This window comes from Paenibacillus swuensis, from assembly GCF_001644605.1.
GTDB classification, from domain to species: domain Bacteria; phylum Bacillota; class Bacilli; order Paenibacillales; family DY6; genus Paenibacillus_N; species Paenibacillus_N swuensis.
The window spans coordinates 2,016,883-2,035,486 of record NZ_CP011388.1 but is presented as its reverse complement, the minus strand read 5'-3'; the positions used below and the strand labels follow the sequence as shown (position 1 = coordinate 2,035,486).

Here is an 18,604-nt window from a genome sequence, read left to right as displayed (position 1 = left end):
GAGAGCCATGAGTATCTTGAAGCTGGAGCCGTTGGGGGAAAGATTAATCGCTATGAGGAGGCACTTGCATGCCAACCCCGAACTGTCCCATGAAGAATATGAAACAACGGCGACCATCCTCAGATGGCTGTCTGAGGCGAACATCCGCATAGCGAATTATCCGCTGCAGACGGGCGCAGTCGCGGAAGTCGGCGGAATGCGCGAAGGCCCGGTCATTGCCATTCGGGCTGACATCGACGCGCTGCCGATTCAAGAAGCGACGGGTCTTCCATATGCCTCCCGGAACAAAGGGAAGATGCACGCATGCGGGCATGACTTTCATACGGCAGCCGTCGTAGGCGCCGCAATGCTGCTTAAGATGAGAGAGAGCGAGTTGCAAGGAACGGTCCGGTTTCTGTTCCAACCAGCGGAGGAGAAGGCGAAAGGAGCGCAACAAGTCATCGCAAGCGGCGCACTTCAGGATGTCAGGGCCATATTCGGCTTGCATAACAAACCGGATTTGACTGTGGGAACGATCGGTATCAAAGCCGGTCCAATCATGGCCGCCGCAGATGGATTTATTATTGAAGTGCTTGGCCGAGGAAGCCATGCGGCCATTCCCGAAGCCGGAGTTGACTCGATTGTCGCATCCGCACATATCGTGACCGCCCTGCAGTCGATCGTCAGCCGCAACGTGGGAGCGCTGGAAAGCGCCGTTGTGAGCGTAACCCGTATACAGAGCGGGACCGCTTGGAACGTCATATCGGATAAATCGATCCTCGAAGGAACTGTGCGCACGTTCGAACCAAGAATAAGGGAGAACGTGCGCGAGAGATTCGAGCATATTGTCGCGGGGGTGGCGAACGCATTCGATGCAAGCGCTAAGGTAACCTGGTTGGATGGGCCTCCAGCGGTGAGCAATGACACTAACTTGGCCGATCTTGCAGTGAGATCGGCTGAGAAAACCAGTCTTCGCGTTATCGTGCCTGCCCCTTCCCCGGCAGGTGAAGATTTTGCTTACTATCTGCAAGAAACGCCGGGACTGTTTGTTTTTTTGGGAACCGAAGGACCGCAGGAGTGGCATCATCCCGCATTCGATGTAGATGAGCGTGCTTTGGAGCATGGAGCAGCGTTTTTCGCCGCTCTTGCCCTAGACGCTCTGGAACAATTCCAGCAAGAGACTAATACAGAAGGAAGAGGTGGACGGGATCATGAGCCAATCGGCGATCGATATTGAAACGTATTTGAGCACATATGACCAATTGGAACAAGCTATTGAAGGTTTATCAGAGGAAAGGTTGCATGCGAAAGCCGCGCCGAATCAATGGAGCGTAACAGAAGTACTTGCTCATGTGGCCGACCACAACTTGATCGTATCCTTCCGAATAAGAGAAATCTTATCCGAATCAGAGGTGAGGTTGCCCGCTTTCACCCAAGATGCTTGGGTGGAAGGACAGAAAGCCAATAAAGGCGAGGCTGCCGACATCCTTGCTGCTTTTAGATCACTGCTAATTTACAATAGCCAGCTGTTCCTGCGTCTTGAACCGGAGGATTGGGAGAAGACCGGAACGAACGCTAAAGGAGAGACGGTCACCTTATCGGGGGTGGTGCGCGGGTTTATCACCCATCTGCAGTATCACTTGCAGCAGATCGCCAGAATTAGGAATGAGCAAACAACCTCAAGCGGTTTGAGAGGTGTATGACGAACGAATTCGGGAAAGCGGGTGGGCCGAGATGACACATCAAACGATTGTCATACGCGATGCGCAACCATCGGATACCGATGCGGTAAGGGAGGTGCTTGAGAATGCATATGCCGAATATGAGCAGCTGCTATCAAGAGAACGATGGGAAGCTTACAAGGAGAATATCGCTAATTCCTTGATTGACGCCAATGTTAAAGCACATTTGCTCGCCGAAGCAGAGGGAACCCTACTCGGCAGCGTATTTCTGTATCATTCGTCCGATGCGGCATATGGCTTGCCTGAACTAAACATTCACGCGCCGATCATGCGGCTGCTTGCGGTTACGCGTCAAGCGCGCGGGCAAGGAATTGCGACTGCTTTGATTGCTGAAACGATTGAACGTTCGCGAACTTGGGGAGCCGACACCTTATATCTTCACACGTCCGACGTAATGCAATCTGCTGTTCAACTATACGAACGGCTTGGCTTCGAGCGCGCTGACGATAAGGATATCCATAAAGGAGATTCGGTCGTGAAGAGCTACCGGCTCTCTCTGGTGGAAGCAGACCGTACGATAGGAGGCAAGAGATGAGCAAACGTAAATCGATTAAACTGGGCGCCTTGATCCACGGCGTGGGAGGAAACGCGGCGGCTTGGCGGCATCCGGAAGTCCCGGCTGACGCAAGCGTGAGCTTTCCATTCTATAAGGAGCAAGCGTTGACCGCGGAAGCCGGAAAGTTCGATCTCGTGTTCATAGCCGATGGTTTGTATATTAATGAAAAGTCCATTCCGCACTTTCTGAACCGGTTCGAGCCGCTTACGATTCTATCCGCGTTAGCCTCCGCCACGTCCAAGATTGGACTTGTGGGCACTTTATCCAGCTCTTACAGCGAACCCTTCACGGTTGCCAGACAATTTGCTTCACTTGACCATATTAGCGGGGGGAGGGCAGGGTGGAATATTGTGACTTCTCCGCTTGAAGGCTCTGCGAAAAACTACGGCAAGGACGAACATCCGTCTCATGGCGAACGCTACCAAATAGCGGAGGAGCATCTGGACGTAGTCCGCGGATTGTGGGATTCATGGGAGGATGACGCATTTGTCCGGGACAAGGAGACAGGTGTATTTTTTGATCCGGAGAAGATGCATCGGCTGAACCACCAAGGCCGTTATTTCAGGGTTGAAGGTCCGCTTAATATTGCCAGATCCAGGCAAGGGCAGCCGGTCGTCTTTCAGGCAGGATCTTCGGAAAGCGGCATAAATCTTGCGGCACAAAGCGCCGATGCCGTCTTCTCGGGGCATGAGAGTATGGAAGAGGCCAAGTCATTCTATAAGGAAGTAAAAACGCGCGCTGCAGCTGCTGGAAGGTCGAAGGACGATATCGTTATTCTTCCCGGCATCGGGCCGATTATCGGACGTACGCAAGAAGAAGCGGATCGGAAGTTTGACGAACTCGCCGGCCTCGTAAGCATCGAGCTTGCTTTGCAAGTACTCGGGCGATTTTTCGATCACCATGATTTCTCTCGCTATCCGCTGGACGATCCGTTCCCCGAGCTGGGCGACATCGGGAGCAACAGCTTCCGCAGCAGTACAGACCGGATCAAGAGAACAGCGAGGGAACAGAGTCTGACCCTGCGTCAAGTTGCGTTGAAAGCCGCGGCGCCGAAGGGGCAGTTCGTCGGCACTCCCGATACAATAGCCGATTTGATTCAGCAATGGCATGAGGAAGAAGCGGCCGACGGCTTTATTGTCAGTTCGCCTTTTCCTAGCTCGCTCCGAGATTTTGTCGAGCTCGTCGTGCCGATTTTGCAAGAGCGCGGCCTTTACAGGACAGAGTACGAAGCAGAGACACTAAGGGAACACTTGGGGCTCCAAATTCCGGTGAATCGCAACACGTCCGCCTCGGTGAAACTGCATAGTTAACAGCAGCGCATGAATTCTTCTATTTGCAAATAGATTTCTTCTATTATTCAAAACTCTTAGAATCAGGTATGCTCAAAGAGGTTTAAGTTTATTAAACTGATAGGAATTGTAAGGATTAATATTTTTCCAAAACAAATAGGAGGTGCAAGGGGTATGGCAGAATTAAGCTGTCTCGTATGCAAGTCGGACATTGAGGTTGAAGCGCGCGTAACCACGGGAGAAATCGTCGAATGTGATTCATGCGGCCAAGAACATGAGGTACAAGTTGAAGCGAGCAACGTCACGATTGCATTAGCGCCAGAGATTGAAGAAACTTGGGGAGAGTAGGTACTTCCATGGAGAATAGCAGCACGGTCTTGTTGTGCGTAACGAAGCTAAGAGAAGAAGAGCGGCGGATCATGGATTACCTGAGTCGTCTCGGCATCCGAGTCCAAGTGAACTTGGACTCCATGGAATTGCCCGTCGGTGCATCCGATGTCCCTTCCTTCGGGGTTGCTCTCATCCGATGCCTTTCTCAGAAAAATGCGATAAGTCGTACCCAGCTCCTTGAGCTTGCCGGACTGGAAACGTTAAATTCGGGCAAAGCCATTACGATTTGCACTAATAAAATTCATCAGGCCATCGTGTTCGACAAACACGGGATTCCACAGCCGCGGTTTCAAGTAGTCTTTACCCCCGCAAAGCTGTTTGATGCTCTTCAGAAGTTCGGGGATTTATGCGTCATTAAACCCGCAACCTCATCATGGGGGCGGGGAATTGCCAGAGTGACGGGGAAGGAATGCCTGGAGGGCTGGATTGCTGCCAGGGAGTCGGTGGATCCGAGCCATCAATCGTTCCCCGTTCTCGTGCAAGAGTACGTCGAGAAAGGGGATCACGACATTCGAGTCGTGATTGTGGGCCGAAAGCCGATCGTCGCATTTCGCCGAGTTTCAGCGGAGAACTGGAAGACGAACACGCATCTTGGGGCGGAGATCGAACCGATCGAGATCAATCGCGAGATCGCCTCGATTTGCGGTGATTTAGTCGCCGTATTAGGGAAAGGCATTTACGGCGCAGATTTATTTTTCGATTACCAGAAGCTGTGTTACGTCGTATGTGAAGTGAATCAGAATCCCGAATTCGCGAAGTCTTGGAAAATACATGGCGTGGATGTCGCCCATCATATTGCAGAATATGTGAAGGAGAAGATAGATACCAAAATCAAGGTCAATGTTACGGTTTAATCTTAGGATGTCAGGAGGAAATGATGAATGGCGGAAACATTACTGAAACCCGAGGCGGCGATTGAGAAAGAACATTATTTCTCAACATCCTTCGTCTTATCGAGAGTGTTAAATTCGGGCGTTATTATGAGCATCGAAAAAAACGACCATGAATTGAAAGGGCTTGAGAAGGTCATAGCCAAACTTACGAATACCAAATATGTTTCCTTATTTAACAGTTTTACGGGAGCGGTTCACGGAGCGCTGTGGGGACAAGATTTCGATTACGGTTCTACCGCGCGACTCGATCAAGCAAGCGAGCAAGAGAGAAAGTTTACGAAATGGCTCGGTGTCAATCTTGTTTCGGATCCTCTTGCGGAACAGGCGTATACTCTAATTTCGGTGGACGGAAACAACCTCCACCTTTTGGATCAGACGGTGCGGGCTTCCGCAGATCTGTCACCTGTATTCGTATTGGATTTCACCGGGCTGGGCTTTGGCCCAGTCGCCGCGATCGCGGCGAATGACGAACAGATCTGGAAGAAAGCGGAGCGGCTGAAGATTTTCGGAGCCTACGACCTGCAGACCATGTGGACGCAGGAGGAGAGCGCGCCCGAGTTGCAGCCGGCCATCCAATTCAATTACAGGTTAAGTCCGCTTGTAGCGGCCTGCGTCAAGATTTCCCTGCTAAGGAGGAAGAAATCCTCATGAAAACCGATTTCATTCGCAAACCTCTACAACTTCCTGAAGAACAATGGATCCAATCTCAGCTTGCTGTTGACGGAGGCCCGTCCATCATCCCCGAGGACGTCCGAAAAACCAATTTCCCCATTATAACCAAAGAAGACGTCATTCAGATGTTCGTTTCCATCCAGCAAGACGGCGAAAGCGTCGTAGAGGAATTCCAGGAAGCTTACCGCACCTACGTGGGCGCCAATTATGCGATTGCAACGTCAAGCGGCACATCGAGCCTGCACCTTGCTTTAGTCGGGGCAGGAATTCAGCCCGGCGATGAGGTCATCGTGCCCGCCTTCACGTTCATTGCTACAGCTCAAGCGGTTGTTGCCGCCAAAGCCATTCCGATATTTGTGGATATCGATCCCGTTACCTATTGTCTGGATCCTGCAAAAGCCGAGCAAGCCATTACCCGTAAAACAAAAGCAATCATGCCCGTTCACGTGCACGGCTTGCCGGCCGATTTACCGGCTTTGCGCCGAGTAACGGATAAACATTCCCTTCGACTTATTGAAGATGCCTCCCATGCCCATTCCGCTTCGATTAACGGCAAACTGGCAGGATCCATCGGAGACGCCGCGGGACAAAGCTTAATGGCTGACAAAAACTTTCCTGTAGGCGGCGAAGGCGGTATTGCGTTCTTCAGAGAAAAGGAAGATCACCAGCGTGCACTGGCATTCTTGGAATCATCGGGCATCGATTACCGTATGTCCTGGATTGCCGCGGCGTTTGGCATCAGCCAGCTTGAAAGGCTGCCTTATTATGATGCGATACGCGCGAGGAATGCTGCGTACTTAACAAGTGCTCTTGCGGAGACGAAACTGTTCAGCGGCCCGTTTGTACCCGAAGACTATAACCACAGTTACAATATGTATCGCATCAAGCTTTCTCCGGAACAACTCGGACTTGGAGACCTGGAGGATTACCGGGTCAAACACGCGGTAGAGCAGCTCATCCATGCCGAAGGTGTATTCGCAAGGGAATGGCAGAATGTGCCGATTCCCGGCCATCTCCCGTTCAAGAACAAGAGGGGCTTTGGCAACGGATACCCGTTCTCTTTATCGGAACGCCAAGATTTCGGATACGATCTGAACCACTTTCCCGAGACACTGAAGATGCTGCGCAGCACGCTCACGATCTGCCGGGAGCTGCGGTCTCCAATTGAATATGAACGGATCCAAGCTTATGCGCTGGCTTTCAAGAAGATCGATGCGAACCCGCACAAGATTCGCGAACTCGTGGAGCGCAGCGGCGACCTGAAAGTCGTATATGAAAGAGATGCGCGGTTAGGATGAGTAGTGCGGATGGAAGGAAGAGAGTAGCCATTCTTGGCGGCAGCGGGTTCACTGGCGCCGAGTTATACAGGCTGCTTCGTAAGCATCCCGGTTTTGATGTGGCGTTTATTTCATCTGAATCGAATGCGGGTCTTCCCGTCGACAAGTACTACGCCGGTTCTGTCCATAAGAAGAAGATCGGTTCGCTGAAGTTCAGCCGCGCAGCTGAGTTGGAGGGGGGTTACGACGCGGTATTCTCGTGTCTGCCTACCGGGAAATTACCCCAAATCATTAGTAAGGTCGCCGGACATGCTGAATTTATTTTTAATGTAAGCGGAGATTACCGAATTACCGACACTGCGCTCTTGAAGCAGCATTATCCGGAGACGTTAAAGCATGATTTCGAAGGGGGCTGGCATTATTTTGTCCCTGAATTCAGCGAAATCGACCGGACGAAGAAGGTGGTGAATCTGCCGGGATGTATGGCGGTAGCGACGTTGTACACCTTGTTTCCGCTTGTGGCGCATGACCTCATCGAGGGGCGTGTCATTACGGATGCGAAAACCGGCTCCAGCGGCGGCGGAAAGTCGACTTCCGAGCATCATGCCGAACGTTCGAATAACTTTCGCGCTTATAAAGTGCACGGCCACCGTCATAAGCCGGAAATTGAACATGCACTGTCCTATCACTTGGATCGGTCAGTAGAGCTTCAATTTTCGGTCTACAGTCTCGATATACCGCGGGGCATTATGGCGACATCCTATTCTTTACTCAAAGAAGGCGTCACCGCCGTTGATGTGAGAAAAGCCTTCTACAGTACATACGCCTCCAAGCCTTTTCTACATTATATCCCTGCAGGCAACGGAACCCCCATGATTAAGACTGTCAACGGTACAAATTTTGCGGAAATCGGAGCGTATGTGGAAGGTAGAAATTGCGTTTCCTTGGCGACGATTGATAACTTGCTTAAAGGAGCGGCAGGGCAAGCCGTTCAAGCGGCAAATCTATATTTTGGTTTTTCAGAGGAAGAAGGTTTGCCTCAAGAGGGCGAAGGAGCGTGGCCTTAATGAGCAGCGGCAGTCTATACGTCATAAAGCTCGGAAGCAGTACAATCGTGAATCATCCTGAGATATTCGAGGAGATCGGCCGAATCGTAAGAAGAGGAAACCAATTACTGCTTGTCGCGGGCGGAGCGGAAGCGATACGCCGGAAGTATGAGTCCATCTCGCGGCCGATGCCGTTCCTGACGCTTCCTACCGGAGACGAAGCTAGGTATTGCTCCCCGGAGGAGATGCCTTATATTCGAGAAGCGTACCACGAGTACATCCTGGCGCCGATCCGAAAGCATTTGAAAGAACAAGGACTGAGTGTATTTGGACAGGTTGGCGGTGATAACGGACTTGTACTCGGTCAAAAGGCGAAACCGATCAAGGCGATCCGCGATCAGAAAACTGTCATCGTGAGGGATTCCATGTTCGGCCAATATACGGGCAGCCAAGCTTCCTTTCTGCAGTCCGCTTTACTAGCCTTCGATGTCGTATGTATAACTCCTCCCATATGGGATTCCGAGTTGGAAGCGTACATTAACATCGATGCTGACGTGCTTGCTGCCGAACTTGCTGTCGAACTCGAAGCGCATCATTTGCGCTTCATAACCGGGACAGCGGGCTTGCTCCGGGATATTGGAGATGCGGGTTCGACCATTCCAGATGTGTATGGGAATGAAGAACTGGCTTCCGTCCAAGGACGCATGAAGCAGAAGGTTAGAGCGGCGCGATTGGCGGTGAGCAGAGGCATCTGCGACGTGAACATATCGGGACCGCACTCGGTTGAAACCGGAGGAAGAACATGGTTTTGGCAAGCGGAGCGCGAGCCTGCCAACTTCGATCTGCTGAATAAAGTCGCCCGAATTCCATCGGTTTCCGAAGACGAACATGAGCTTGCCCGTTTTCTGCTGGAGGAGATCCAAGGGCCCTCCATAACAGGACATATCGATTCAGCGGGTAACGTTGTATTCCGCAAGGGTAACGGTTCCCACACACTGATGCTGCTTGGCCACCTCGACACGGTTCCCCATGTATGGCCTGTTCGATCCGAAGGGGAGGGCCTTACCGGAAGAGGTGTCGTGGACGCCAAAGGCTGTTTCGTAAACTTTATTCATATGCTGCAGGAAGTGGATGTGCCGGAGAACGGCTCGCTGCTTGTTGTCGGCGCTGTGGAAGAAGAGGTGTCGTCTTCCAAAGGCGCCCACTACATCCGGGACCATTATCAAGCAGACGCCGTTATTATTGGTGAACCCAGCGGTGAAGATAGCTTGACCTTGGGTTATTACGGGCTGTTCAAGCTGCGGATTTCCATTAGGCGAGCGCAGGAGCATACGGCGGCGAAGGACAGCATAAGCGCCATCGACGAGCTGTATGAAGTTGCGTCAGATATCCGCACGCGAGTCCGGGATATCGATCCTCAATGCTTGTCTTCCTTGATTGATATCGAGCATCGCAACGAGCGTGGTTATATTGAAGTCAACGCTATCTTAAACTTCAGAATTTCACCGGAAGCGGGCAAAGGCTATAAGGATAAAGTTGATTTGTCCGTGGGTGAAGGAGTTACAGTGGATGTGCTTCGCGCAACACCCGGCTTTGCCAACCCGCGTTCTGACGCGCTGGTGAAAGCTTTCATCCGAAGCTTCGCCAAGCATGGAAAATCGATTCGCTATCTTAAAAAACGTGGAACGAGCGACATGAACACACTGGCGTCGTCTTGGACTTCCGTTCCGATGGTGGCTTACGGACCGGGCGATTCCAGTTTGGATCATACGAATGACGAATATTTGAGCTACAAGGAAGTTGAAACTGCGAGGTCCATTCTAAAGGAAGCTGTAAGCGAATGGTTCCGGTTACGGACGGAGGTATGAGTGGTGCAAAATATACCTGTGTACAGCGAATGGGAGATGCCCATTTCTGAAATAGCGGACAAAGCAAAAGAAGCAAGGAAATTGATCATTGACATGGCGGCAACCCCAACCGGCTGTCATATCGGGGGCAGTTTATCCGTCATTGATCTATTGGTCGTCGCTTTGGCCAAGTACGGTCATGACCCCAATAGTTCCGTTATCTTAAGCAAGGGACATGCGGCAGCGGCATTATATGCTTCGTTATATGTTTATGGAAGACTGTCATCCAATCCCGCGGAAAGCTACGGGAAGCAAGGTTCGCTCTACACGGGGCATCCGAACCATAAGCTTCCCGGCATCCCATTTGCTACAGGCAGTTTGGGGCATGGCGTTGCCTACGCGGCCGGTTGGGCTTTAGCGCAGAAGTTGAAAGGAACCGGGGGACTTGGCATAGTGATTGGGGGAGACGGGGAGCTGCAGGAAGGGCTTTGCTGGGAAACAGCCCAAATCGCTCAAGCCCAGTCGCTCTCCAATTTCGTCTATATCATCGATTGTAATGGCGGTCAGAACGACGGCATGATCGAAGATATTTCGCCGATCCGCAATGTGAAGGAGCGGTTCAAGGCATTCGGGTTCGCCGTTAAGGAAATCGATGGGCATCGGCACGAAGACATCTTCGAAGCGATTGCGCCCGATCGCGATAAACCGCTCGCCATTCTAGCCCGAACCATTAAAGGAAAAGGGGTAGCCGCATTAGAGGGCCATCCGGATTCGCACTACGCCAAAATCCCGGCAAATTTGGCTAAGAGATGGAAGGTGAGTTTAACGTGACCGTGTTGTTGTCAGGAAGAGATGCTTATAAGGACGAACTCGCCAACCTTGCGGAAACCGAAGGACGAATCATTTGTCTGGAAACCGATTTAGGCGGTAAGAACCACCCGTTCCAGAAACGTCATCCGGAACGATTCCTGAATCTCGGCATTGCGGAGCTTGCAGGCGTGGACATCGCGGCGGGTCTCGCCGAAGCGGGGTATGTGCCGTTCATCTCGACATTTGCCGCTTTCGCCGCTTTGCGGGCATCGGAGAGCGTGAAATTATCGATGGGGTACATGGGGAAGAACGTGAAGGTCGTCGCCGCCTATGGCGGAGTGTCGGGCGGATGGTTCGGTACGACTCATCATGCGTTGGAGGACATTGCGGTCATGCAGTCCTTCCAGAATATCCGAATCGCATGCCCGCATGGGGAAGAGGAAACACGGAGGGTGATACGGGAAGCGGCCGCTTCCGCGGAACCATACTATATTCGATTGTCACGCAATGATAAATTCGATAGTTTATACCGGTCTTCGGATTCATCCTGTAGAGAACTTCTAATTGAAGACGGCAAGTTAACGAAAAGCCTCTCACAGCTTTGCTTGATATCCGTAGGGGAACAAGCAACCGAACTGTGCAAGGAGTTGGCCAAGGAATACGAATCGATTACGCACGCCCACGCCTGTTATGTCGATAGTCAGATTTTGCAAACCTACGTGGAACCGCTAAAGGCATTATCCAACCGGTTCCTCGTCGTTGAAGAGCATCGCGCGACAGGCGGAACGGCATCTTATCTGGCTTTACTTATGCCGAAGCATCAGGTTTATTCGCATAGCTGCGGAGATCAGTGGCCTACCTATGGGGGCTCGCATACGGAGGTGCTTGCCGATCTAGGTTTTGGGTTGGAGCCGCTGCGCCGACAAATCCAGACCATATTAGGAGGTACGGATGGTATTTAACGTGCTGAAGACAAGAAGATTTCGAAATTACTTCATCGCGGATATCGTATCCGGTTTTGGCGTAGGCATGAGTACGATCGGCGCCAACTGGTATCTGATGGATCGGACGGGATCCATAACGTCTGTTGGACTTATGCTCTCGCTTAATGTTATTTCCGGATTTCTTGTATCCGCGTTTGCCGGAACGTTCGTAGACAGGTGGAACAGGAAATCTATTCTATTATGGGCCAACGTCGTTAGAGCTATAGCCTTGCTGTTAATCGCGTTAGCATTCCTGGTCACAGGTTTCCACTTGGAGTACTTATACGCGTTTGCTGCGGTCAACGGAATGGGATGGGCGCTTTATATGACCGCTTCACGAAGCCTAGTACAAGAACTTCTGCCTGAGAAGGACCTAATCCATGGCAATTCCTTAATTGAGATCAGCTTGCAAGTGGGTATGTTCACGGCAGGAGGACTATCTGGCATCCTGTACAAATTTATCGGCTTCGAAGCGATCCTGTTATTGAATACCGCGGCTTTCATCGTGAGCAGCCTGTTTCTTCGCCGGATTGAATATACGGCAATGCCAAACGATAACGCCGGAGAATCGTACGTCAAGTCGTTCAGAGACGGCTTTCACTACTTGGCAGAGCGCCCTTCATTATTTGTTCTCGGCATCGTATCGATCATTCCGCTTGTGACGACGATGGTGTTCAACGTCGTGTTACCGGGTTATGTGAGCACTGCGGTTAAGGGGGATTCGATTGTATTCGGATTGTCGGATATGTGTTATGGCATCGGTGGTCTGTTATCCGGCTTCCTGGCGGCTCCGCTTGCGAGAAAGCTTTCACAGCACGGGACGATTCTGATTATTTTCCTCGTCTCTGTGCTGAACCTTGCGGCGATTGCCTTTAATACGACCGTATTTCTGCTCTATATCGGCTGCGTATTGATAGGCTTAACAAACTCCTCGCTTCGAATTCTAATGACGACCACATTAATGGAATCGGTCTCGAAGTCTTACATGGGGCGGGCAACTTCGGTTTGGATGGGCATTTCCTTGCTGCTGCAGACGGTCTTCGCCACCGGGCTTGGCGTAGTCATCGACCGTTACTCGCCCGGCCTTGGATTTATTTGCATGAGTGCTTTGATGTTAATCGGATTGATTGCTTATTACGTCCTGAACAGCAAATCGCCGCAGAACCAAAGAATAGAGGCTTAAGGAGTGAGTATGATGTCAACAATTAAAACGATTGCCTTTGTCGAGCCTAGCTTTTACGGTGTCAGTTTCGCAAGAGCAGCTTATCAGCAAGGGCATACAGTCATTGCAATTGTGTCGTCCAAAGATAATCCTAAGAAATACGGATATGAGGGCATATATCATGATCTCATCGTAGCCGACATACGGGACGAACAATCTCTTTATCAAGCGATCACCGACTCTCCGTATTCGGGAAAGCTGGATGCGCTTATTCCAGCAACGGATTATGCTTCCCACTTAACGGCGAAAGTCGCGGAGCGGCTTGGCCTGCGAGGTGTACCTTACGAAGCGGCGCTGAAAGCGCGGAACAAGGATTTGGCAAGGCAGGCTTATGCGGAGCACGGCGTGCCCAGCGCTGATTTTCGGAAAGTCAGAAATTTCGATGAAGCGGCCGCCGCGGCGAGAGAAATCAGATATCCCGTTGTGTTGAAACCTACGAATTGCGCCAGCAGCCAAAACGTTTATTTCATCCATGATGAAGCGGAGCTGCAGAACGCGATGGACATTATTGTCGATTTCAAAGTTACGTATATGGACTTCAAAGTCCGGGAAGAGTATTTGATCGAACAATACTTGGAAGGACCGGAGTTCAGTGTGGAGTTATTTTTGCAAAAAGGAGAGGCGATCTTTGCGGCAGTTACAGAGAAACGGACGACGCCTTTGCCGTTCTTTGTGGAGACCCTCCATACGCTGCCGACCCCGTCCCATACCGACCGACAGGAAGACATTATACGAACGGCTGTTCACGCGCTCCAAGCGATTGGTTTAACGGACGGACCGAGTCACGTTGAAGTGAAGCTTTCCCCGTCAGGCCCCCGCATTATTGAAGTGAACGGAAGACCGGGCGGAGACAACATTTCGTCGGATCTGCTGGTGTTGGCATTTGGCATTGATATTTTCGAGGCGACAGTGAATTACTATTTGGATCAACCTGTCTCCTTAAATACGGAGCATAACCGGGCGGCATCGATTGCTTACGTAACGGCGGAACGCGACGGCGTATTTGAACATATCAGAGGTTTCGATCATGTGCAGCAACATCCAAATGTCGTTCGCGCGCACGTTGCCGTTGCACCCGGCGATACCATTACGAAAGCAAAAAGCTCGGATGATCGGCTTGCTTACTTCATCGTCGCAAGCGAAACGCCGCAAGAAGCCAAGCGACTGGCGCTCTCGCTTCTCGAAAGCTTGAGCATCGCCTATCGGAATCAAGAGGCGGGGATCGTTTAGCGGTGATCATAGGTGAATTTTGGAGAACGAGGAGTTGGCATTAACCATGGGTATAGCTGTTATTTACGGAAGCTCAAGAAGAAACGGGAATTCGGAGCAATTAGCTAAGCGGCTGGTGGAAGGGTTTGAGGTTGATCATATTCATCTGACTGAGCATCATATTGAGCCCATTAAAGACTACCGGCATTCCGAGAAAGAACCTTATCCCGATGACGATTACCGTTCCGTTATTGAACGGGTGTTAGCGCAGGATAGACTTGTGTTCGCAACACCGATTTACTGGTACGGGGCGTCCGGGCTTACGAAAACATTCATTGACCGTTGGTCCCAGTCACTGAGGGAAAACAAGGACGAATTTCTCGCGAAACTGCGGGGCAAATCGGCTTGGGTGATCGGCATCGGCGACGACGAACCCCAGCTGAAAGGAATTCCGCTCATCCAGCAATTCCAATATATCTTTGAGTATACGGGCACAAGTTTTGAAGGATATATTCTAGGCAAAGCGAATCGGCCTGGCGACATCCTTGAAGATAAATTCGCATTGGCTTCCGTGGAGGAAATAAGGGTTAAATGGCGCGAAGCATTGAATTAGGCAGAGACACGAAGAGGGCGGGTAAAACTTAGCCCTCTTCTTTGTCGTTTTCCATGATGTTCCAGAGTGCGGGGGTTATGAAGGCAACTAAGAAAGATACGCCTAAAGCAGAAGTAAAACTCCACTCCCGATAAAATACGAAATGAAGAAGGGTAGAAACCATATAAACAGCCAAGAAAAGAATCATTCTGCTTCGTAATTGCGCCAGCGTTAATTTGCGTAACCCATAGAGAACGACGACGATTAGAATAAGTCCTAGGATAACAAGTGAAATTAAAAAATAAATAGCAAATAAAGCAAATGGATGATCATCACTATAACCTCTATGTATGACAAAGAAAGAAAAGACGGTTGCCGCTAGGAAGAAACCGTACAGAATATAGTATTTTTTGGAACCTAAATGAATCATCTTTATTATCCGCCCCAACGTTATGTATTGAACCTGCTGATTATATTCGATTGGAACAATCTTGGTCATTGGTAAATGTTGAGTAGTCCCTTTTACCCCCTATAAAAGTCTGATTTGCCCACAATATGTTCCTGGTTTCTATATTACAATGGGGTTAAATCATAGCTTTCATTCGAGGAGGAACGCGCATGTTATCCGTAAACAAAATCAGGATCGAATACAAAGAAACTCCGGTGGGCCTGGACAATCCTGTGCCCCGAATCAGCTGGCAACTCGGCGCTCAACAACGAGGGGTACTGCAGGAGGCCTTCCATATTCAAGTGTCAGCGGAAGATCCCTTATTTCAGTCAACTGTGTGGGACACGGGCCGAATGGTATCCGACCGCAGCATCCATGTGCCTTATGATGGTGAAGCGTTGAGCTCATGCACCCGGTACTATGTCCGTATCCGCGCATGGGATCGGCAAGGGAATGTGTCGGCATGGAGTGAAACCGCTTACTGGGAAACCGCGTTCATGCATCACTCCGAGTGGACGGCTTCCTGGATTACACCTTCGGAAAGCGCCATGGACCCCCAAACGGAAGCGGCTTTTCTCCTTCGCAACACGTTTACGACGGATAAACCGATTCGCAGAGCCCGTATTTATGCTACCGCTTTGGGCGTGTACGAGCTTCAATTAAACGGGACACGGGTCAGTCAGGATCGGTTGACGCCGGGATGGACTTCCTATGCTGCTCGATTGCAATATCAGACTTATGATGTAACATCGATGTTGCTTGCAGGCGGAAACGTTATCGGCATCGCTTTGGCAAACGGATGGTATAAAGGACATTTGGCATGGGAGAAAAAATCCAACATTTACGGCGACCGGAGAGCGGCTTTATTGCAGCTGCATGTGACCTATGAAGATGGGGAGACCCGGGTATTCGGAACAGATTCCACTTGGAAAGCTTCCACCGGCGCGGTGCTGTATTCCGAAATTTATCACGGGGAAACGTACGACGCGCGGCTGGAGAAAGACAACGACTATCGGTATGACTATGACGATAAGGATTGGGTGTCCACGGAAGTGCTCGAGCAACCTAAGGATCAACTTGTTGCCCAGGAAAATCAGCCTACCCGTGTTGTCCACGAGATTAGGCCCGTGGAGCTGATTACGACACCTAAGGGAGAAACGGTCATTGACTTTGGGCAAAATATGGTCGGATGGATCGCCTTCAACGTTACAGGAAACCCCGGGACTACGATTACCCTGACTCATGCGGAGGTGTTGGATGCGGAAGGCAACTTCTACACAGGCAACTTAAGGGCCGCCAAGCAGACCAATACTTATATGTGCAAAGGGGGCGCTCAGGAACAATTCGAACCCCGGTTTACGTTTCAAGGTTTCCGTTATGTGAAGGTGGAAGGATACCCGGGAACTGTTGATTTGGCGAAGTTTACAGGCAAAGTGGTGTACACCGATATGGAACCCACAGGTACATTTGAGTGCTCGGACCCGCTCATCAACCAGCTGCAGAGCAATATTGTGTGGGGGCAGCGAGGAAACTTTCTGGATGTGCCGACCGATTGTCCGCAGCGGGATGAACGTTTGGGCTGGACGGGAGACGCGCAGGTGTTTGTGCGTACGGCGGCTTTCAACATGGATGTGGCGAGTTTCTTTACGAAGTGGCTAAGGGATTTGAAGGCGGATCAACACGATGACGGCGGTGTGCCTTATGTGGTTCCCAACGTCATCAGCGGTCACTCCTCGGCGGCGTGGGGCGATGCGGCGGTCATCTGTCCTTGGGTGATTTACGAATCCTACGGCGATGTGCGCGTGCTCGAAGAACAGTATGACAGCATGAAGGCATGGATTGGTTATATCCGGGGACAGGGCGAGCAGGAATTCCTTTGGAATACGGGATTTCATTTCGGGGATTGGCTGGGTCTCGATGCGAAGGAAAACAGCTATATCGGCGCGACACCTACGGATCTGATTGCCACGGCTTTCTACGCGTATTCAACGAATCTGGTCAGGAAAACGGCTGCTATTCTGGGGCAAAAAGAGGATGAAGCTCATTTCGGCGAATTATACGATAATATTGTTCAAAAGTTTACGAATGAATTCCTTACCCCCAGCCACCGATTAGCGGCACCGACACAGACGGCGCATGTGCTTGCCCTAATGTTCGATCTCGTTAAAGGTCCGGCACGGGAGCGGACAGCGCAAACGTTGAATCGCATGATCGAGGACAATAAGTTTCATCTGACGACCGGGTTTGTCGGTACGCCTTATCTGTGTCCGGCACTGTCCGCCAACGGGTATCATACTACGGCGATGAAGCTGGCCCTGCAAACCTCCTATCCGTCCTGGTTATATTCCGTTACCAAGGGAGCCACCACCATCTGGGAGCACTGGGACGGCATCAAGGAGGACGGTTCGTTCTGGAGCGACGACATGAACTCGTATAACCACTACGCTTACGGTTCCATAGGCGAATGGTTATACGGCGTTGTCGCGGGCATCAAGACAGATGAGGAGCAGCCCGGCTATAAGCGAATTCATATCCGGCCTCAGCCGGGAGAAGGTCTGACTTACTCGAAGGCCACTTTGGAGTCTATGCATGGACAGATTTGTTCCGAGTGGCGCATAGGGCAAGACGGTAAGAGCATGACTGTGAATGTGACAGTCCCGCCCAATACGACAGCCTTAATCGTGCTTCCGGGCGCTCTACAGGACCGTGTGCAGGAGGGCGGAGAGAAATTAAACGCCTGTGAAGGCATTACCCAAGTCGGGCAGATGGGCGGAGAAGTTCATTTGGAGGCAGGTTCGGGAGCATATCGTTTCGAGTATCCTCTGTCGGAGTCCATGGAGAGCATGGAGACTGTGAAAAGTTAGGCGAGAAATCGGTGTTTTCCGTCATGCCCTCCCCGTGGTATGATGTTGGCTGTATTAACGAAACGCGCGGGGGTTAACGATGAAGAAAGAAACAAGACAAGAGCAAGCGGCGCGGATGCAGGAGGTTCTCCTGCAGCTATTCAAGGATGCCGGATACCAGCACGAAGAATTAGCGAAATGGATTCCATCCTCGGAGCAAGAGATTCTTCGCTTAAAGCAGGATGCGCAGCGCTGGCGTATCATGGCTACCCAGAAAGCGGCGAGCTACGCGGATCATGAAACGAAGCTGCGGAATGCGCTCCGGGAATAGTGTCATTTATCGGTTGAATTTCCCGGGAAATGCCGAAAGTTGTTGCAAACGGCAGGGTTCTCCACTATAATTTTGGAAGATTGGTAGCTTGATAGAATTGAATAACCTTCTTAACCGTTAGGTGCCCCGCATCGTGTCATTCATGTTCGGGGTTAAAAGGGAAGCCGGTGTAATTCCGGCACGGTCCCGCCACTGTAATTAGGGGATGTCCTCACAATGCCACTGTTTATTTGATCATAAACGGGAAGGCGAGGCGCATCAGCAACCCTTAAGTCAGGAGACCTGCCTCTCGGTATAGCAGACGAAATCCTTCGCGGAAAAGGAATCGGCGCACCTGGATCAGATCCTGTATCGGGATTTGACGTATCCTTGTTTGCTGTCCCCCTGTCCTAAGCGGATCGGGGGTTTTTCGTTTATCGGTCATTCAAGCGGACAAGCTCCTTTCCTACCATAGAAACCGGGGATCAGAAGGAGA

Annotated in this window: 18 protein-coding genes and 1 riboswitch; of the genes, 17 read left to right on the top strand and 1 reads right to left on the bottom strand. The window is 51.0% G+C overall.

Annotated elements, in window-relative coordinates:
- The first annotated feature begins 7 nt into the window (after nucleotides 1-7).
- The 15 genes from SY83_RS08915 to SY83_RS08845 all read left to right on the top strand — a co-directional run bounded on the left by SY83_RS08915 (nucleotide 8) and on the right by SY83_RS08845 (nucleotide 14,528).
- Entirely contained in the window at nucleotides 8-1,216 is a 1,209-nt protein-coding gene (locus SY83_RS08915; protein WP_068605924.1) for an amidohydrolase, read from the top strand.
- Entirely contained in the window at nucleotides 1,191-1,682 is a 492-nt protein-coding gene (locus SY83_RS08910; protein ID WP_068605923.1) for a DinB family protein, read from the top strand. Before SY83_RS08915 ends, SY83_RS08910 begins: the two co-directional genes overlap by 26 nt.
- Before the next feature lie 31 nt (nucleotides 1,683-1,713).
- Entirely contained in the window at nucleotides 1,714-2,256 is a 543-nt protein-coding gene (locus SY83_RS08905) for a GNAT family N-acetyltransferase (RefSeq protein ID WP_068611004.1), read from the top strand.
- The gene (locus SY83_RS08900) at nucleotides 2,253-3,587 is read left to right on the top strand and encodes an LLM class flavin-dependent oxidoreductase (RefSeq protein WP_068605922.1); all 1,335 of its coding nucleotides are present in this window, start codon (nucleotides 2,253-2,255) and stop codon (nucleotides 3,585-3,587) included. The genes SY83_RS08905 and SY83_RS08900 overlap by 4 nt, the downstream gene beginning before the upstream one ends.
- 153 nt (nucleotides 3,588-3,740) lie before the next feature.
- The gene (locus SY83_RS08895; protein ID WP_068605921.1) at nucleotides 3,741-3,914 is read left to right on the top strand and encodes a lysine biosynthesis protein LysW; all 174 of its coding nucleotides are present in this window, start codon (nucleotides 3,741-3,743) and stop codon (nucleotides 3,912-3,914) included.
- Between the two features lie 8 nt (nucleotides 3,915-3,922).
- Complete coding sequence (locus SY83_RS08890; protein WP_068605920.1) at nucleotides 3,923-4,810, top strand: ATP-grasp domain-containing protein; 888 nt, start codon at nucleotides 3,923-3,925, stop codon at nucleotides 4,808-4,810.
- 27 nt (nucleotides 4,811-4,837) lie between these two features.
- Complete coding sequence (locus SY83_RS08885) at nucleotides 4,838-5,500, top strand: degT/DnrJ/EryC1/StrS aminotransferase (protein WP_068605919.1); 663 nt, start codon at nucleotides 4,838-4,840, stop codon at nucleotides 5,498-5,500.
- Nucleotides 5,497-6,819, top strand: coding sequence for a DegT/DnrJ/EryC1/StrS aminotransferase family protein (locus SY83_RS08880; protein ID WP_068605918.1), 1,323 nt, complete (start codon nucleotides 5,497-5,499; stop codon nucleotides 6,817-6,819). Before SY83_RS08885 ends, SY83_RS08880 begins: the two co-directional genes overlap by 4 nt.
- Nucleotides 6,816-7,865, top strand: coding sequence for an N-acetyl-gamma-glutamyl-phosphate reductase (argC, locus tag SY83_RS08875; protein ID WP_068605917.1), 1,050 nt, complete (start codon nucleotides 6,816-6,818; stop codon nucleotides 7,863-7,865). Before SY83_RS08880 ends, argC begins: the two co-directional genes overlap by 4 nt.
- Nucleotides 7,865-9,712 (top strand): M20/M25/M40 family metallo-hydrolase, encoded by a 1,848-nt coding sequence (locus SY83_RS08870; protein WP_068605916.1) that lies wholly within the window; start codon nucleotides 7,865-7,867, stop codon nucleotides 9,710-9,712. The genes argC and SY83_RS08870 overlap by 1 nt, the downstream gene beginning before the upstream one ends.
- A 3-nt stretch (nucleotides 9,713-9,715) precedes the next feature.
- Nucleotides 9,716-10,522: a 1-deoxy-D-xylulose-5-phosphate synthase N-terminal domain-containing protein gene (locus tag SY83_RS08865; RefSeq protein WP_231891404.1), complete on the top strand. Its 807-nt coding sequence runs from the start codon at nucleotides 9,716-9,718 to the stop codon at nucleotides 10,520-10,522.
- Nucleotides 10,519-11,463 (top strand): transketolase family protein, encoded by a 945-nt coding sequence (locus SY83_RS08860; RefSeq protein ID WP_231891403.1) that lies wholly within the window; start codon nucleotides 10,519-10,521, stop codon nucleotides 11,461-11,463. Before SY83_RS08865 ends, SY83_RS08860 begins: the two co-directional genes overlap by 4 nt.
- A complete protein-coding gene (locus SY83_RS08855) occupies nucleotides 11,453-12,667 on the top strand; it encodes an MFS transporter (RefSeq protein ID WP_068605915.1) in 1,215 nt (404 codons plus the stop codon). Before SY83_RS08860 ends, SY83_RS08855 begins: the two co-directional genes overlap by 11 nt.
- 12 nt (nucleotides 12,668-12,679) lie before the next feature.
- Nucleotides 12,680-13,936 (top strand): ATP-grasp domain-containing protein, encoded by a 1,257-nt coding sequence (locus tag SY83_RS08850; RefSeq protein WP_157279825.1) that lies wholly within the window; start codon nucleotides 12,680-12,682, stop codon nucleotides 13,934-13,936.
- A 19-nt stretch (nucleotides 13,937-13,955) separates the two neighbouring features.
- Nucleotides 13,956-14,528: a flavodoxin family protein gene (locus tag SY83_RS08845; protein WP_331709997.1), complete on the top strand. Its 573-nt coding sequence runs from the start codon at nucleotides 13,956-13,958 to the stop codon at nucleotides 14,526-14,528.
- A 28-nt stretch (nucleotides 14,529-14,556) separates the two neighbouring features.
- Here SY83_RS08845 and SY83_RS08840 read toward each other — a convergent pair whose 3' ends face one another.
- Nucleotides 14,557-15,006 carry a hypothetical protein gene (locus tag SY83_RS08840; protein WP_068605912.1) on the bottom strand — a complete coding sequence of 150 codons (450 nt, stop codon included), beginning with the start codon at nucleotides 15,004-15,006 and terminating at the stop codon, nucleotides 14,557-14,559.
- A gap of 119 nt (nucleotides 15,007-15,125) precedes the next feature.
- Here SY83_RS08840 and SY83_RS08835 point away from each other — a divergent pair, with 119 nt between their 5' ends.
- Complete coding sequence (locus SY83_RS08835) at nucleotides 15,126-17,819, top strand: alpha-L-rhamnosidase (protein WP_068605911.1); 2,694 nt, start codon at nucleotides 15,126-15,128, stop codon at nucleotides 17,817-17,819.
- Between the two features lie 79 nt (nucleotides 17,820-17,898).
- Nucleotides 17,899-18,129 carry a hypothetical protein gene (locus tag SY83_RS08830; RefSeq protein WP_068605910.1) on the top strand — a complete coding sequence of 77 codons (231 nt, stop codon included), beginning with the start codon at nucleotides 17,899-17,901 and terminating at the stop codon, nucleotides 18,127-18,129.
- Between the two features lie 102 nt (nucleotides 18,130-18,231).
- Nucleotides 18,232-18,433: riboswitch (cobalamin riboswitch) on the top strand.
- The last annotated feature ends 171 nt before the right edge of the window (nucleotides 18,434-18,604 follow it).

What these genes read in the sequence shown, in the direction of transcription:
- SY83_RS08830 (WP_068605910.1), top strand. Translation starts at nt 17,899, where the DNA reads ATGAAGAAAGAAACAAGACAAGAGCAAGCGGCGCGGATGCAGGAGGTT.
- SY83_RS08885 (WP_068605919.1), top strand. Translation starts at nt 4,838, where the DNA reads ATGGCGGAAACATTACTGAAACCCGAGGCGGCGATTGAGAAAGAACAT.
- SY83_RS08870 (WP_068605916.1), top strand. Translation starts at nt 7,865, where the DNA reads ATGAGCAGCGGCAGTCTATACGTCATAAAGCTCGGAAGCAGTACAATC.
- SY83_RS08835 (WP_068605911.1), top strand. Translation starts at nt 15,126, where the DNA reads ATGTTATCCGTAAACAAAATCAGGATCGAATACAAAGAAACTCCGGTG.
- SY83_RS08905 (WP_068611004.1), top strand. Translation starts at nt 1,714, where the DNA reads ATGACACATCAAACGATTGTCATACGCGATGCGCAACCATCGGATACC.
- SY83_RS08855 (WP_068605915.1), top strand. Translation starts at nt 11,453, where the DNA reads ATGGTATTTAACGTGCTGAAGACAAGAAGATTTCGAAATTACTTCATC.
- SY83_RS08900 (WP_068605922.1), top strand. Translation starts at nt 2,253, where the DNA reads ATGAGCAAACGTAAATCGATTAAACTGGGCGCCTTGATCCACGGCGTG.
- argC (WP_068605917.1), top strand. Translation starts at nt 6,816, where the DNA reads ATGAGTAGTGCGGATGGAAGGAAGAGAGTAGCCATTCTTGGCGGCAGC.
- SY83_RS08915 (WP_068605924.1), top strand. Translation starts at nt 8, where the DNA reads ATGAGTATCTTGAAGCTGGAGCCGTTGGGGGAAAGATTAATCGCTATG.
- SY83_RS08895 (WP_068605921.1), top strand. Translation starts at nt 3,741, where the DNA reads ATGGCAGAATTAAGCTGTCTCGTATGCAAGTCGGACATTGAGGTTGAA.
- SY83_RS08840 (WP_068605912.1), bottom strand. Translation starts at nt 15,006, where the DNA reads ATGACCAAGATTGTTCCAATCGAATATAATCAGCAGGTTCAATACATA.
- SY83_RS08910 (WP_068605923.1), top strand. Translation starts at nt 1,191, where the DNA reads ATGAGCCAATCGGCGATCGATATTGAAACGTATTTGAGCACATATGAC.
- SY83_RS08880 (WP_068605918.1), top strand. Translation starts at nt 5,497, where the DNA reads ATGAAAACCGATTTCATTCGCAAACCTCTACAACTTCCTGAAGAACAA.
- SY83_RS08890 (WP_068605920.1), top strand. Translation starts at nt 3,923, where the DNA reads ATGGAGAATAGCAGCACGGTCTTGTTGTGCGTAACGAAGCTAAGAGAA.
- SY83_RS08850 (WP_157279825.1), top strand. Translation starts at nt 12,680, where the DNA reads ATGTCAACAATTAAAACGATTGCCTTTGTCGAGCCTAGCTTTTACGGT.